The organism is Tabrizicola sp. T46, from assembly GCF_057219895.1.
The window spans coordinates 987,216-1,001,180 of record NZ_JBXVVV010000002.1 but is presented as its reverse complement, the minus strand read 5'-3'; the positions used below and the strand labels follow the sequence as shown (position 1 = coordinate 1,001,180).

Here is a 13,965-nt window from a genome sequence, read left to right as displayed (position 1 = left end):
GTAAACGGGTTTCAGGGCCGGAAAGCGGCCAGACGACGAAACATTTCCGCGATGCCGGCGGCATCGACATTGGCAAAGGCGATGCGGATCTGCTGCTGGCCTGCGTGGCTGCCTTCGGGCTGGAACATGGTTCCGGGAAGCATCAGAAGCGAGGCCTCGCTGACGAGCCGCTTGCACAGCCTGTCCGAGGCCATGTCGAAGGGGTGTTCGACATAGGCGAAATAGGCGCCGCAGCCCAGAAGCTTCCAGCCCTTCAGCGCCTTGAAGCCTTCGGTCATCGCGCGGCGGCGGGCGAGGATTTCATCCCGTTCGCCCGCGACCCATTGCGAAAGGTTCCGCATCCCCCAGAGCGCGCCGATCTGGCCCAGCTGCGACGGGCAGATCGCCACTGTGTCGAGGAATTTCTCGACCTCGGCCAGCCGCGCGGTGCCGGCGACGATGGACCCGACGCGGTGGCCGGTCAGACGGTAGGCCTTGGAAAAGCTGTAGAGCTGGATGACGGTGTCCTGCCAGTCGGGATCCGCGAAAAGGTCGTGCGGACGGCCGCCAAGCTCGATCGAATGGCGGCTGTCGAAGTCGCGGTAGGTCTCGTCGATGATGAGCGCGAGGCCTCGGGAGCGGGCAAGGTCGCGGAAGGCGGCGACGGTTTCGGCCGGGTATTCGACGCCGCCGGGATTGTTCGGCGTGACAAGGACGATGGCGCGCGTGCGGGGCGTGATCAGCGCCGCGGCGGCCTCTGCGTCGGGGATCAGCGTCGGCCCGGTATCCAGCGGCACGGCGGTCACACCGGTCATGTCGAGCCACATCTTGTGGTTGAAGTACCACGGCGTCGGCAGGATCACCTCGTCCCCTGCCCCGGCGAGGGTCGCCATGACAGCGGTGAAAGCCTGGTTGCAACCTTGCGTGATCGCCACCTCTTCAGCACCTATCTGGCCGCCGTAGGCCGCCGAGAATTGCGCCGCGATCTCGGCGCGCAGGGCGGGAAGCCCGAGGACCGGGCCATAAAGATGCGCGGCGGGGTCGTTCAGCGCGGCGTCGGCAAGGGCCTGGCGGAGGCCGAGCGGCGGGCTTTCGACCGGGGCGGCCTGGCTGACGTTAATCAGCGGACGGTCGGCCGGGAAGGTGACACCGTTCAGCCAGCGCCGCGCCTCCATCACCGGGGGCGGTTCGGTCGCGGCGAAGGCAGGGTTCAGGGGAAGGGTCATGAGGCACTCCTCGTGCGCTTCGCTTCTCGTCGTAAGGGGAGCGCCCAAGCGATAAGCGCATGAAATGCGACGAAGAGCGTCAGTCCGTCCCGCGCATCGGCTGGACGTATTGCAGCGCCATATCCCAGGGGAAGAAGATCCAGGTGTCCTGGCTGACCTCGGTGATGTAGCTGTCGACCTGGGGCTTGCCATGCGGCTTGGCGTAGACCGTGGCGCAATGCGCCTTGGGGTAAAGGCTGCGGATCAGTTCCAGCGTCTTGCCGCTGTCCACCAGATCATCAACCACCAGAATCCCTGCACCATCGCCCATCAGCGCCGCATCGGGGGCCTTCAGCACCCGCGCCTCGCGCCGCTGGTCTGCCTGGCCGCCGCCAGAGTGGTAGGACTTTACGCTGATCGTGTCGATCACCCGGATGTCAAGCTCGCGCGCCACGATCATCGCCGGGACGAGGCCACCGCGGGTGATCGCCACGACCGCCCGCCAGGACCCGCCTTCTTCCGGCCCCTTGCCGTCCAGCCGCCAGGCCAGCGCCCTTGCGTCGCGGTGGATCTGGTCCCAGCTGACATGGAACCCTTTTTCGTGCGGCAGACGTTCGGCGGACATCGGTGGCTCCCCTCAGGTAGTGGCGATCTTGATCCCCAGAGCCGCGAGGATGCCCCCGAAGCTGCGGTCGATGTAAAGCTTGAAGCGCTGATAGGCCCGGCGCGGGCGGTCGAGGCTGAAGGCGCGGGCGACGATCAGGGTGCAGGCGAGTTCGTTCAGCATGACGAGAACCAGGATCAGGGCGATCCAGGGCAGCCCGGTCCCGGCGGGAATCGTGTTGACGAAGACCGCGCCGAAGAAGACCGCCGGCTTGGGGTTGGAGAGCTGCGTGAAAAGACCGAGCCGGAAGGCGGACCAGGGGCTGCGCGGCGTGACGCCCCCGGTCGGCAGTTCAAGAGGCTCCGGCGCATGGCGCCACATCTGAAAGGCGATCCAGCACAGGAAAAGGCCGCCTGCGATCTTGAAACCCCAGAGCAGCGAGGGGGCGACGTGGAACAGCGTCGCCATCCCGAAGAGCGCCGCCAGGGCCCAGAAGAGCGCGCCGACGCCAATCCCGAAGGACAGCCACATGCCGGTGACGAAGCCCTGGGTGACGCCCGTGCGCGCCGCCATCAGGATCGCGGGGCCGGGGCTGGCCGCGGCCAGGAGATGCACGAACCAGACGGTGGCGAGCGCCGCAAGGGTCACTGTCCGCCCTCTTTCTTCCCCGTCACGATGTCGATGTCGGGCGCGTCGATCGCCTTCATGCCCACGACATGATAGCCCGCGTCGACATGCAGGTTCTCGCCCGTAGTCCCCGACCCGAGATCGGAGAGAAGGTAGAGCGCGGCCTTGCCAACCTCTTCCTGCGTCACGTTGCGGCGCAGGGGCGAGTTCAGCTCGTTCCAGCGCATGATGTAACGGAAGTCGCCGATGCCAGAGGCCGCCAGCGTCTTGATCGGGCCCGCTGAGATCGCATTGACGCGGATGCCGTCCTTGCCGAGGTCTTCGGCCAGGTACTTGATCGACGCCTCAAGCCCCGCCTTGGCCACGCCCATCACGTTGTAATGCGGCATAACCTTTTCGGCGCCGTAGTAGGTCAGGGTCAGCAGGCTGCCCCCCGGACCCATCATCGCCGCCGCCCGCTGGCAGACGGCAGTGAAGCTGTAGACCGAGATGTCCATCGCAAGCGCAAAGCCCGCGCGGCTGGTGTCGACATAGCGGCCGCGAAGCTCGTTCTTGTCGGCAAATCCGATGGCATGGACGAGAAAGTCGATCTGGCCCCAGTGCGCCTTCAGCCCGGCGAAGAGCGCGTCAATGCTATCGTCGCTGGCCACGTCGCACTCAAAGAGAAGCGGGGTGCCAAGCGATGCTGCAAGCGGCTCGACCCGTTTCTTCAGGGCCTCGCCCTGATAGGAAAAGGCCAGTTCCGCGCCCTGCCCCGCAATTGCCTGCGCGATGCCCCAAGCGATCGACTTGTCGTTCGCAAGCCCCATGATCAGGCCGCGCTTGCCCTGCATCAGTCCGGTTGACATTCCCGCCCCCTCGCCCACCTTTGACCCCGTGCACGACGTGTAGGCGATGTATTCCCCTGCTTCAAGGCGGGACCCGCCGCATGAACCAAGGAGAGAGTCCATGGACAGGACCGGCATTTTTGCGGGTGACGACCCCTTCCTTCTGGCCCGCGCCTGGCTGGAAGAGGCCGAGAAGACCGAGCCGAACGATCCCAATGCGATCGCGCTGGCGACGGTCGATACCGAGGGGATGCCGAATGTACGGATGGTGCTTCTGAAGGAGATCGAAAGCGACGGAAACGGCGACGGCGCCTTCGTCTTCTACACCAACTACGGATCAACGAAGGGGCAGGAGATCGCGGCCTCGGGCAAGGCGGCCTTCGTGCTGCACTGGAAGTCGCTGCGCCGCCAGATCCGGGTGCGCGGAATGACAAGCCGCGAGGAAGGCCCGCAGGCCGATGCCTACTTTGCCAGCCGCAGCCTGAAATCGAGGCTGGGCGCCTGGGCCAGCCAGCAGTCGCAGCCCCTTTCATCTCGCGAGCATCTGATGGCCGAAGCGGCAAAGGTTGGCGTCACAAAGGGCCCGAATCCGCCCCGGCCGCCGTTCTGGGGCGGCATCCGCATCCGCCCGGTCGAGATCGAATTTTGGGCAGACGGTAACTTCAGGTTGCACGATCGTTTTCGCTGGTCGCGCGATGCCAACAAAATTAGTTGGTTTTCCCAGCGTCTCTATCCCTAGTTTTGACACAGTTGGTCAAGAAGCTGTCTGCCGTTGCGGATTCGCACTTGCGGCTGCCTTCGGAATGCCAGCATCTGCCGCGATTAGGGCTCATTCTGGGGAGAAGGCTCTGCTGATGACGGAAGAAACTGAGGTCATGCAGACTGTGCATGGTCGCGTTAAGTGGTTCGATCCGGCAAAGGGTTTCGGGTTCATTGTATCCGATGAGACCGATACTGACATCCTGTTGCACGCCAACGTACTGCGAAACTTCGGCCAGAGTTCGGTCGCGGACAACGCAGGGATCGTCGTACGGGTCCAACGAACACTGCGCGGCGTGCAGGCAGCCGAAGTACTTCGGATCGACCCGCCGGAAGGTGTGACCTTCCCGCTCGCAGAAGAGGCCGCGCAGGTCATCGCCGCAGATATCCAGTCGCTGGAACTGGAACCGGCGCGCGTGAAATGGTTCGACAAGAGCAAGGGCTTCGGCTTTGCCAATGTCTTCAGCCGCAGCGAGGACGTCTTCATCCATGCCGAGGTGCTGCGGGTCTCGGGCTTTGCCGATCTGACTGCCGGAGAGGCCATTGCCCTGCGAATTGTCGAGGGACGCCGCGGCCGGATGGCGGTTCAGGTCCTGTCATGGGAAGTCGCATCGCGCGGCACGGCATGACCCGCGGCTTCCTGATCTGTCTGGGCCTTTCGATCGCCCCCGTCCCGGTGCTGGCCGAAGCCGCCTGCGCCCCAGACCGGGTCGATGTGCGGTGGTCCGGCGGGGCAGAGAGTTTTTCGGTCGAAGTGGCAGATGACGGTGCGGAACGGGCGCGAGGCCTGATGTTCCGCGAAAGCCTTGATCCGGCGGCAGGCATGCTCTTCGTCTATGAAAGCCCGCGCCGTGCCTCCTTCTGGATGAAGGACACCCTCATTCCTCTGGACATGATCTTCGCGGATGCGACAGGCACCGTGACCAGGGTGCATGCCAACGCGGTCCCGGGCGACACAACCCCGATCGACGGCGGCGAGGACGTGGTCTTCGTCCTTGAGATCAATGGCGGTCTTGCGGCCCGGCTGGGGATCGCCCCCGGCGCCGAACTGCGCCACCCCGCGGTGGGGGCATCGGCGGCATGGCCCTGCGACAGCTAAGGCTTTCCTTCGCCGCGCGATACCGGTAAGGGAAGCGCAGTCGGGGCGTAGCGCAGTCTGGTAGCGCGACGGTTTTGGGTACCGTAGGTCGAGAGTTCGAATCCCTCCGCCCCGACCATCACCTCCGGTCGTCGCCATTCTGGTTGATCCTGCGGTTGGACATTCCCGCCGCCGCTTGCTTCGGGCCGCGGGCGGGCCCATATCCATGACCAAAGGGTATACCCATGACCATCGCCTTCGATCATTCCTATGCCCGCGACCTGCCCGGCACCTATCTGCGCGTGGCACCGGACCCGGCCCCTGCCCCGCGGCTTCTGATGCTGAACCGCGCGCTTGCCGCCGAGCTTGGCCTTGCGATCTCCGAGGACGAGGCGCGGGACTGGTTCTCCGGCGCGGCGCTGCCGCCCGGGGCCGATCCGATCGCGCAGGCCTATGCCGGGCACCAGTTCGGCGGTTTCTCGCCCCAGCTGGGCGACGGGCGCGCGCATCTTCTGGGTGAAAGCGTCGCCCCGGATGGCCGACGCTTCGACATCCAGCTGAAAGGATCGGGCCGCACGCCCTTTTCGCGCGGGGGCGACGGCAAGGCCGCCGTGGGCCCGATGCTGCGCGAGGTGCTGATCTCGGAATTCATGGCCGCGATGGGGGTGCCAACGACCCGCGCCCTGGCCGTCGTGGCCACGGGCGAGGAGGTCTGGCGCGAAACGAAGCTGCCGGGTGCCGTCCTCGCCCGTGTCGCGGCCAGTCACCTGCGCGTCGGCACCTTCCAGTTCTTCTCTGCCCGGGGCGACCAGGCGCAGGTCCGGCGGCTGGCGGATTACGCCATTGCCCGGCATTACCCCACCCTCGCCGGCACCGAGGCGCCCTACCTTGCCTTCCTTGACGCGGTCATCGCCCGGCAGGCGCGGCTCATCGCCGAATGGATGGGGCTCGGCTTCATCCACGGGGTGATGAACACCGACAACATGGCGATTTCGGGCGAGACGATCGACTATGGTCCCTGCGCCTTCATGGAAGGCTATGCGCCCGGCACGGTCTTTTCCTCGATCGACCATCAGGGGCGCTATGCCTATGCCAACCAGCCGCTGATCCTGGGCTGGAACCTGGCCCGGCTGGCCGAAGCGCTGGTGCCGCTCCTCGACGCGGACGCGGACCGCGCGGTGGACCTTGCCAATGCGCGGCTTGCTGGGATCGCCGGGCGCTACCAAGAAGAATGGCTGGCAGTGATGCGCCGCAAGCTGGGACTCGTCGGCGAGGAGGAGGGAGATGCGGCTCTCGCCGACGATCTTCTCGTGGCGATGGAGGGGGCGGACTGGACGCTGACCTTCCGCCGGCTCGCCGACGAAGGCGCGCTTCGCCCGCTCTTTGACGATTTCAGCCGGATGGCCGACTGGCTGCCCCGCTGGCGGGCGCGCGCAGGGGCTGGTGCCGCCGATAGGATCGCCGCCGCGAACCCCGCCGTGATCCCGCGCAACCACAAGGTCGAAGAGGCGCTCACTGCCGCGACGACGGGCGACATGGCGCCCTTCGACGCGCTTCTCGCCGCGATCCGGCAGCCCTTTGCCGAGGCCGAGGCCTACATGCTGCCCGCCCCGTCCGGCTTTGGCCAATACGTTACCTTCTGCGGGACCTGACCGGCGCTCCTCGTGCGCCTTCGGCATCTCGTCGCCAGCGAGGAGCGCCGAAGGCGACGACGAGCCCCGGTCATTGACGCTTTCCACCTTCCGCTTCAATGTCCTGCGACGCCACATGAGGTCTGCATGACCAACCCCGCCTTCCTGGAGCACATCACTGCGACCCTAGCCGCGATCGATGCCGACGGCCTGATGAAGCGCGAGCGCCTGATCACGGGTGCCCAAGGCGCGCATATGAAGATCGCCGGGCGGCAGATGCTGAACCTCTGCGCCAACAACTACCTTGGCCTTGCCGACGATCCGCGCCTGATCGCGGCCGCGAAGGCCGCAATGGACGACCACGGGTTCGGCATGGCCTCGGTCCGCTTCATCTGCGGCACGCAGGACCTGCACCGCCAACTGGAAGCCCGGCTGGCCGGTTATCTGGGTCAGGACGACAGCATCCTCTTCGCCGCCTGTTTCGATGCCAACGGCGGGCTGTTCGAGCCGCTTCTCGGCCCCGAGGATGCGGTGATCTCGGATGCCTTGAACCATGCGAGCATCATCGACGGCATCCGCCTCTGCAAGGCGCGGCGCTACCGCTATGCGAATTCCGACATGTCCGACCTTGAGGCGCAGCTGAAACAGGCCCGTGCCGATGGGGCACGGTTCGTCATGATCGCGACGGACGGCGTCTTCTCGATGGACGGCTACTACGCGAATCTGCCGGAAATCCGTGCCCTGGCAGATACTTACGGCGCGCTTGTGATGGTTGACGATTGCCACGCCACGGGCTTTACCGGCCCCAAGGGCGCAGGCACCCCGGCGCGGGCGGGGGTGCAGGTCGACATCCTGACCGGCACCCTCGGCAAGGCGCTGGGCGGAGCCTTGGGCGGCTACATCGCCGGGCCTCAGCCGGTGATCGACCTTCTGCGCCAGCGTGCGCGGCCCTATCTTTTCTCCAACGCTCTGCCCCCCGCCGTCGTCGGCGCCGCATTGGCCGCGCTTGATATCGTCGAGGCGGCCGACGACCTCCGCGCGCGGCTGACCGCCAATGCGAACCACTGGCGCGCGGGATTGACCGCCGCTGGCTTCACCCTTTTGCCGGGCACCCACCCCATCGTTCCCGTCATGCTGGGCGAAGCGAAGCTCGCACAGGCGATGGCTGCCGACCTTTACGTCCGGGGCGTCCATGTCGCGCCGTTCTTCTTTCCCGTCGTGCCCAAGGGCCAGGCCCGCATCCGCACCCAGATGAACGCGGCCCTGACCCGCGCGGACCTCGACTTCGCCCTCGACGCCTTTACTGCAGCCGGAAAAGCCACCGGAGTCCTGACATGACCGAACGCCCGAACGAAATGACGGTCCTCGCCAAGTCGCATCCTGCGCCCGGACTCTGGATGGAAACCCGCCCGGTCCCCGAGATCGGCCCCGACGACGTGCTAATCAAGATCCACAAGACCGGCATCTGCGGCACCGACATCCACATCTGGAACTGGGACGACTGGGCGCAGAAGACGGTGCCGGTGCCCCTTGTCACCGGACATGAATTCGCAGGCATCATCGTCGACAAGGGCCGCAACGTCGAGGGGCTGAGCATTGGCCAGCGCTGCTCGGGCGAGGGCCACCTGATCGGCAAGACCTCGCGCCAGAGCCGGTCGGGGAAGTTCCACCTCGACCCCGAGACGCGCGGGATCGGCGTCAACGAACCGGGCGCCTTCGCCCAGTATCTGCGCCTTCCGGCCTTCAACGTGGTCCCCCTGCCCGATGCGATCGATGACGAGATCGGGGCGATCCTCGACCCGCTTGGCAATGCCGTCCACACCGCGCTCAGTTTCGACCTTGTGGGCGAGGACGTCCTGATCACCGGCGCCGGTCCCATCGGCATCATGGCAGCCGCCGTCGCCCGGCATGTCGGGGCGCGGCATGTCGTGATCACCGACATCAATCAGGCGCGGCTTGACCTCGCAGGGCAGGTCGCCGACGTCGTCCCCGTGAACGTCGCCACCACCGACCTCCGGTCGGTCTACCCCACCCTCAAGATGACCCAGGGCTTTGACGTGGGGATGGAAATGTCCGGCTCCCAGCAGGCCCTTGACCAGATGGTCGAGCATATGGTGATGGGCGGCCGCATCGCGATGCTGGGCATCCCGCCGGGGAAGTCGCCTGTGGACTGGAGCCGCATCGTCTTCAAGGCCATCACCATCAAGGGCGTCTACGGCCGCGAGATCTTCGAGACCTGGTACAAGATGATCGCCATGCTGGAAAACGGCCTCGATATCCGCCGCGTGATCACCCACCGGTTCAAGGTGAACGAGTTCCAGGACGGCTTCGCCGCCATGCGCTCGGGCCTTTCTGGCAAGGTCGTGCTGGACTGGACCTGAAGAGTATGCGCAACCACTTGCGGTTGTGACATGATCAACCACCGTAGGTAGTGCCGGGCCGCGTGTCCGAAGGCCAGGCAACAGCACGCAGAGCCTTGAATCTCATGGGAAAAATCCAGCCTTCAGGCAGTTCCTTCCCTGATTTCTTTACCCTTTGGTAACCTTTTCTACCCCAGTCTGACCCAGGGTCAGGTGAGGGCATCATGGACGGCAGCCTCCACGAAGACAGCGGCATGATCCGGTGCGGGCGGGTCGGCGCAGGGCTGGTCACGCCTGTGCTCCTTGCGGGCGGGTCGGGCACGCGGCTTTGGCCCGTGTCACGGGCGCGGTTCCCCAAGCAGTTCGCACCCCTCTTCGGTGAGGAAAGCCTGTTCCAGACCGCCGCGCGTCGGTTCGACGCGCCGGGCTTTGCCTCGCCCCTTGTCCTCACGGCCGAGGATTTCCGCTTCATCGTTGCCGAACAGCTGGGCAAGGCCGGGCTTCAGCCCCAGGCCCTGATGATCGAACCCGATGCGCGGAATACCGCGCCCGCCGCCATCGCCGCCGCGCTGATGCTCGCGCTGGTCGAACCCGAGGCACTGATGCTGATCGTGCCGACCGACCAGCTGATCGACGACCCTGTCGCCTTCCGGACGGCGGTGGACCGGGGGACGCTGGCGGCGCGTGAGGGGCGGATCGTGACCTTTGGCATAAGCCCGACCCATGCCGAAACCGGCTATGGCTGGCTTGACTGCGGCGCGCCCAGCCATCCGGGGGTCGAGCGGCTGGAGCGGTTCATCGAAAAGCCGGACGCCGAGGTTGCGGCCACGCTTTTCGCCAGCCCGGACTGCCTTTGGAACGCGGGCATCTTCCTCACGCGGGCCGATGTGCTGATTGCCGAAGCGGCCCGTCATGCGCCCGCAACGCTTGCTGCCGCGCGTGAGGCGCTGGCGGGGGCGAGGCTCGACCTTGGCTTTGTCCGACTTTCCGCCGCTGCCTGGGCGATGACCGAGGCCCTGTCGCTTGACCATGCGATCATGGAACGGTCTGGGCTTTTGTCGGTCGTCCGCTACGATGGCCAGTGGACCGACCTCGGGTCCTGGGCTGCCGTCTTCGACGAGGTGGACCATGACCCGGAGGGCAATGCAAGCATGGGCCATGCGGCGGCGATCGGTTGCCGGAATACTTTCCTGCGGTCCGACCATGACGGGGTGGAACTGGTTGGGATCGGCCTGACCAACATCGTCGCCGTCGCCACGCGCGATGCGGTGCTGGTGGCGGACAAGGGCTCGGCCCAGTTGGTGCGCCTTGCGGTCGAGACGCTGAAGGCGCGCGGCGCGCCGCAGGCGACGGCCTTCGCGCGCGACCACCGGCCCTGGGGGTGGTACGAGACGATCGGCGCGGGCTCCCGCTTCCAGGTCAAGCGCATCCATGTGGATCCAGGCGCCGCACTGTCATTGCAGTCGCATCTCCACCGGTCCGAGCATTGGGTCGTGGTGCAGGGCACCGCGCGGGTGACGGTGGGCAACCGGATCAGCCTCGTAGCGGAAAACCAGTCGATCTACGTCCCCTTGGGCGAGATGCACCGCCTGGAAAACCCCGGCCACCTGCCAGTGGAACTGATCGAGGTTCAGACCGGCGCCTACCTGGGCGAGGATGACATCATCCGCTACGACGACCGCTACGCCCGGACCTGACCGGCAGCGCGGACGATCCTTCTGCGAAGGATCGGTCACCTTCACCCGGCCGAAGTCTGCGAGAGCCGCCCGACTTCGATCCCGCAGAAGGATCGTGCGTCCCGGACAGGCGAAAGGTCCTACCTTTCACGATATGGCAAATCTTAAAGCGCGAGGGCAACCCCTTGATTTCGCTTGGACGGCACCGTCCGCCACCGCGGCTACCCCGCGACGCCCCCGGTTTACACCGCCCCCGGCATCGGCGATAACCAGCCGGTAGCGGCCCCGGGTGACGTCCATGCTTCTTCTGATCGACAACTACGACAGCTTTACCTACAACCTCGTCCACTACCTGGGCGAGCTTGGGGCCGAGGTCGTCGTCAAGCGCAACGACGCGCTTGAGGTGCAGGAGGTGGTCGCCATGCGGCCCGAGGTGATCGTCCTTTCCCCCGGCCCCTGCGACCCCGCCGCCGCCGGCATCTGCCTTCCCCTGACCCGCGCCGCCGCGACTGCCGGCATACCCCTTCTGGGCGTTTGCCTTGGCCACCAGACCATCGGCGAGGCCTTCGGCGGCAAGGTCATCCGCTGCCACGAGATCGTCCACGGCAAGATGGGCACGATGCATCATGCCGGAAAGGGCGTCTTCCGCGGCCTGCCCTCGCCCTTCCAGGCGACGCGCTACCACAGCCTCGTCGTCGAGAAGGAAAGCCTGCCGGCGGAACTGGAAGTGACTGCCTGGCTCGAGGACGGCACGATCATGGGCCTTCGGCACAAGAAGCACCTGATCGAGGGCGTGCAGTTCCACCCGGAAAGCATCGCCTCGGAACACGGCCACCAGCTTTTGCGGAACTTCCTTGACGAGGCCCGCGCCACAAACCGTTCTGCGGTCCCGGCATGAGCGAGGTCCTGAAACCCCTGATCGGCGTCGCCGCCACCCGTCCCCTCACGCGGGACGAGGCAGTGGCCGCCTTCGATGCGCTTTTCGAAGGCCAGGGCACACCGGCCCAGATGGGCGGCTTCCTGATGGCGCTGCGCACCCGTGGCGAGACGGTGGATGAATACGCCGCCGCCGCATCGGTGATGCGCGCGAAGTGCAACCCGGTGAAGGCCCCCGAAGGTGCGATGGACATCGTCGGCACCGGCGGCGACGGGAAAGGCACGCTGAACATCTCGACCGCGACCGCCTTTGTCGTAGCGGGAGCAGGCGTCACGGTGGCCAAGCACGGCAACCGAAACCTTTCGTCAAGGTCGGGGGCCGCCGATGCGCTGACCGAAATGGGCCTGAACGTGATGGTCGGGCCCGAGGTCGTGGAACGCTGCCTGGCCGAGGCCGGGATCGGCTTCATGATGGCCCCCATGCATCACCCCGCGATCCGCCATGTGATGCCCGTCCGGGCCGAGCTTGGGACGCGGACGATCTTCAACATCCTGGGCCCGCTGACCAACCCCGCCGGGGTGAAGCGCCAGCTGACCGGGGCCTTTTCGGCAAGCCTCATCCGCCCGATGGCCGAGACGCTGCTTGCCCTTGGCAGCGAGAAGGCCTGGCTCGTGCATGGCGCGGACGGGACCGACGAGATCTCGATCTGCGGCGAGACGTCAGTCTCGGCGGTCGAGGGCGGCCGGGTGCGCGACTTCACCGTCCATCCCGAAGACGCGGGCCTTGCGCCCCACCCGTTCGAGGCGATCCTTGGCGGCACGCCGGCCGAGAACGGCGCCGCCTTCCGTGCGCTTCTTGACGGGGCGACCGGGGCCTACCGCGACGCCGTCCTTCTGAACGCCGCTGCCGCGCTGGTCGTGGCCGACCGGGCGGGAACCCTGCGCGAAGGCGTGGCGTTGGCCCGCGAGGCGATCGATGCGGGCAAAGCGAAAGCCAAGGTCGACGCGCTGCGCCGGCTAACGAACGCCTGAGAGGTCCCAGGAGAGTCCCATGTCCACGATCCTTGACCGCATCAAGGCCTACAAGCTGGAGGAAGTGGCGCGCGCCAAGGCCGCCACCAAGCTTTCCGACCTGACCGCCGCGGCGAAAGAGGCCCCCCCTCCGCGCGGCTTTGCCAAGGCGCTGACCGAGGATGCGGCAACCGGCTATGGCCTCATCGCCGAGATCAAGAAGGCAAGCCCTTCGAAAGGCCTGATCCGCGCCGACTTCGACCCCCCGGCGCTGGCCAAGGCCTATGAGGATGGCGGCGCGACCTGCCTTTCCGTCCTGACCGACGGCCCCAGCTTTCAGGGCGACAACAGCTTTCTGGTCGCAGCGCGCGCCGCCGTGGCGCTGCCCTGCCTCAGGAAGGATTTCCTTTACGATCCCTGGCAGGTCACCCAGTCCCGGGCGCTCCATGCCGACTGCATCCTTCTGATCATGGCTTCGCTGGACGACGCGCAAGCCGTGGAGCTTGAGGATGCGGCGATCGAGCTTGGGATGGACGTGCTGATCGAGGTCCATGACGAGGCCGAACTTGACCGCGCGGCCCGGCTGAAGTCGCGGCTGATCGGCATCAACAACCGGAACCTCCACACCTTCGAGGTGTCGCTCGACACGACCCGCAAGCTGGCCCGCCGGGTGCCCGAGGACCGCCTGATCGTCGCGGAAAGCGGGCTTTACACCCCGGCCGACCTTGCCGACCTTGCCCAGTACGGCGCGCGCTGCTTCCTCATCGGCGAAAGCCTGATGCGCCAGCCCGACGTGACCGCCGCGACAAAGGCGATCCTTGCCCGCCCCCTGACCGCGCAGGGCGGGGTATGAGCGGCCTGTCCCATTTCGACGACAAGGGCCAGGCGCATATGGTCGATGTCTCGGCCAAGCCCATGACCGACCGGGTCGCGGTTGCCGCGGGCTCTGTGCGGATGTCGGCGGAAACGCTCGCGCTGATCAACGAAGGCAGGGCGAAGAAGGGCGATGTCCTTGCCGTGGCCCGTCTGGCGGGGATCATGGCGGCGAAGAAGACCGCCGACCTCATCCCCCTCTGCCATCCGCTGCCGGTCACCAAGGTTGCGGTCGAGCTGACACCGGACCCTGCCCTTCCGGGCGTGCGGATCGAGGCGACCGTCAAGACCTCTGGCCAGACCGGGGTGGAGATGGAGGCGCTGACGGCCGTCTCGGTCGCCGCACTGACGGTCTATGACATGGTCAAGGCGGTCGAGAAGGCGATGGTGATCGAGGGCATCCGCCTTGTCCTGAAGGACGGCGGCAAGTCGGGCCGGTACGAGGCGCGATGACGCCCG

15 protein-coding genes and 1 tRNA gene are annotated in these 13,965 nt (G+C 66.4%); 12 read left to right on the top strand and 4 right to left on the bottom strand.

All coding sequences use genetic code 11. From position 1 onward, the window contains the following. Window positions 1–11: 11 nt before the first annotated feature. The 4 genes from AC2D9V_RS12515 to fabI form a co-directional block, all read right to left on the bottom strand. Window positions 12–1,205, bottom strand: a complete 1,194-nt coding sequence (locus AC2D9V_RS12515; protein ID WP_484714396.1) for an aminotransferase — start codon at window positions 1,203–1,205, stop codon at window positions 12–14. A 79-nt stretch (window positions 1,206–1,284) separates the two neighbouring features. Next, the gene (gpt, locus tag AC2D9V_RS12510; RefSeq protein WP_484714395.1) at window positions 1,285–1,809 is read right to left on the bottom strand and encodes a xanthine phosphoribosyltransferase; all 525 of its coding nucleotides are present in this window, start codon (window positions 1,807–1,809) and stop codon (window positions 1,285–1,287) included. Between the two features lie 12 nt (window positions 1,810–1,821). After that, window positions 1,822–2,436: a LysE family translocator gene (locus AC2D9V_RS12505; RefSeq protein ID WP_484714394.1), complete on the bottom strand. Its 615-nt coding sequence runs from the start codon at window positions 2,434–2,436 to the stop codon at window positions 1,822–1,824. Beyond that, on the bottom strand, window positions 2,433–3,263 hold the full coding sequence (gene fabI, locus AC2D9V_RS12500) for an enoyl-ACP reductase FabI (RefSeq protein ID WP_484714393.1): 831 nt from the start codon (window positions 3,261–3,263) through the stop codon (window positions 2,433–2,435). The genes AC2D9V_RS12505 and fabI overlap by 4 nt, the downstream gene beginning before the upstream one ends. A 100-nt stretch (window positions 3,264–3,363) precedes the next feature. Here fabI and pdxH point away from each other — a divergent pair, with 100 nt between their 5' ends. The 12 genes from pdxH to moaC all read left to right on the top strand — a co-directional run bounded on the left by pdxH (window position 3,364) and on the right by moaC (window position 13,959). Continuing rightward, window positions 3,364–3,981, top strand: coding sequence for a pyridoxamine 5'-phosphate oxidase (pdxH, locus tag AC2D9V_RS12495; protein ID WP_484714392.1), 618 nt, complete (start codon window positions 3,364–3,366; stop codon window positions 3,979–3,981). Between the two features lie 115 nt (window positions 3,982–4,096). Then, window positions 4,097–4,630, top strand: a complete 534-nt coding sequence (locus AC2D9V_RS12490; RefSeq protein WP_484714391.1) for a cold-shock protein — start codon at window positions 4,097–4,099, stop codon at window positions 4,628–4,630. Beyond that, entirely contained in the window at window positions 4,600–5,100 is a 501-nt protein-coding gene (locus AC2D9V_RS12485; RefSeq protein ID WP_484714390.1) for a DUF192 domain-containing protein, read from the top strand. The genes AC2D9V_RS12490 and AC2D9V_RS12485 overlap by 31 nt, the downstream gene beginning before the upstream one ends. 41 nt (window positions 5,101–5,141) lie before the next feature. Beyond that, window positions 5,142–5,218 (top strand) — tRNA-Pro (locus tag AC2D9V_RS12480). A 106-nt stretch (window positions 5,219–5,324) separates the two neighbouring features. Beyond that, the gene (locus tag AC2D9V_RS12475) at window positions 5,325–6,731 is read left to right on the top strand and encodes a protein adenylyltransferase SelO (protein ID WP_484714389.1); all 1,407 of its coding nucleotides are present in this window, start codon (window positions 5,325–5,327) and stop codon (window positions 6,729–6,731) included. A gap of 126 nt (window positions 6,732–6,857) precedes the next feature. Further along, entirely contained in the window at window positions 6,858–8,048 is a 1,191-nt protein-coding gene (locus AC2D9V_RS12470) for a glycine C-acetyltransferase (protein WP_484714388.1), read from the top strand. After that, window positions 8,045–9,091, top strand: coding sequence for an L-threonine 3-dehydrogenase (gene tdh / locus AC2D9V_RS12465; RefSeq protein WP_484714387.1), 1,047 nt, complete (start codon window positions 8,045–8,047; stop codon window positions 9,089–9,091). The genes AC2D9V_RS12470 and tdh overlap by 4 nt, the downstream gene beginning before the upstream one ends. 203 nt (window positions 9,092–9,294) lie before the next feature. Then, window positions 9,295–10,767 carry a mannose-1-phosphate guanylyltransferase/mannose-6-phosphate isomerase gene (locus AC2D9V_RS12460; protein ID WP_484714386.1) on the top strand — a complete coding sequence of 491 codons (1,473 nt, stop codon included), beginning with the start codon at window positions 9,295–9,297 and terminating at the stop codon, window positions 10,765–10,767. 277 nt (window positions 10,768–11,044) lie between these two features. Beyond that, window positions 11,045–11,644 carry an aminodeoxychorismate/anthranilate synthase component II gene (locus AC2D9V_RS12455; RefSeq protein ID WP_484714385.1) on the top strand — a complete coding sequence of 200 codons (600 nt, stop codon included), beginning with the start codon at window positions 11,045–11,047 and terminating at the stop codon, window positions 11,642–11,644. Next, the gene (gene trpD / locus AC2D9V_RS12450; protein ID WP_484714384.1) at window positions 11,641–12,654 is read left to right on the top strand and encodes an anthranilate phosphoribosyltransferase; all 1,014 of its coding nucleotides are present in this window, start codon (window positions 11,641–11,643) and stop codon (window positions 12,652–12,654) included. The genes AC2D9V_RS12455 and trpD overlap by 4 nt, the downstream gene beginning before the upstream one ends. 19 nt (window positions 12,655–12,673) lie before the next feature. Further along, complete coding sequence (gene trpC, locus AC2D9V_RS12445; RefSeq protein WP_484714383.1) at window positions 12,674–13,486, top strand: indole-3-glycerol phosphate synthase TrpC; 813 nt, start codon at window positions 12,674–12,676, stop codon at window positions 13,484–13,486. Next, on the top strand, window positions 13,483–13,959 hold the full coding sequence (gene moaC / locus AC2D9V_RS12440; RefSeq protein ID WP_484714382.1) for a cyclic pyranopterin monophosphate synthase MoaC: 477 nt from the start codon (window positions 13,483–13,485) through the stop codon (window positions 13,957–13,959). The genes trpC and moaC overlap by 4 nt, the downstream gene beginning before the upstream one ends. Window positions 13,960–13,965 lie beyond the last annotated feature (6 nt).

What these genes read in the sequence shown, in the direction of transcription:
- AC2D9V_RS12515 (WP_484714396.1), bottom strand. Translation starts at nt 1,205, where the DNA reads ATGACCCTTCCCCTGAACCCTGCCTTCGCCGCGACCGAACCGCCCCCG.
- gpt (WP_484714395.1), bottom strand. Translation starts at nt 1,809, where the DNA reads ATGTCCGCCGAACGTCTGCCGCACGAAAAAGGGTTCCATGTCAGCTGG.
- fabI (WP_484714393.1), bottom strand. Translation starts at nt 3,263, where the DNA reads ATGTCAACCGGACTGATGCAGGGCAAGCGCGGCCTGATCATGGGGCTT.
- pdxH (WP_484714392.1), top strand. Translation starts at nt 3,364, where the DNA reads ATGGACAGGACCGGCATTTTTGCGGGTGACGACCCCTTCCTTCTGGCC.
- AC2D9V_RS12490 (WP_484714391.1), top strand. Translation starts at nt 4,097, where the DNA reads ATGACGGAAGAAACTGAGGTCATGCAGACTGTGCATGGTCGCGTTAAG.
- AC2D9V_RS12485 (WP_484714390.1), top strand. Translation starts at nt 4,600, where the DNA reads ATGGGAAGTCGCATCGCGCGGCACGGCATGACCCGCGGCTTCCTGATC.
- AC2D9V_RS12475 (WP_484714389.1), top strand. Translation starts at nt 5,325, where the DNA reads ATGACCATCGCCTTCGATCATTCCTATGCCCGCGACCTGCCCGGCACC.
- AC2D9V_RS12470 (WP_484714388.1), top strand. Translation starts at nt 6,858, where the DNA reads ATGACCAACCCCGCCTTCCTGGAGCACATCACTGCGACCCTAGCCGCG.
- tdh (WP_484714387.1), top strand. Translation starts at nt 8,045, where the DNA reads ATGACCGAACGCCCGAACGAAATGACGGTCCTCGCCAAGTCGCATCCT.
- AC2D9V_RS12460 (WP_484714386.1), top strand. Translation starts at nt 9,295, where the DNA reads ATGGACGGCAGCCTCCACGAAGACAGCGGCATGATCCGGTGCGGGCGG.
- AC2D9V_RS12455 (WP_484714385.1), top strand. Translation starts at nt 11,045, where the DNA reads ATGCTTCTTCTGATCGACAACTACGACAGCTTTACCTACAACCTCGTC.
- trpD (WP_484714384.1), top strand. Translation starts at nt 11,641, where the DNA reads ATGAGCGAGGTCCTGAAACCCCTGATCGGCGTCGCCGCCACCCGTCCC.
- trpC (WP_484714383.1), top strand. Translation starts at nt 12,674, where the DNA reads ATGTCCACGATCCTTGACCGCATCAAGGCCTACAAGCTGGAGGAAGTG.
- moaC (WP_484714382.1), top strand. Translation starts at nt 13,483, where the DNA reads ATGAGCGGCCTGTCCCATTTCGACGACAAGGGCCAGGCGCATATGGTC.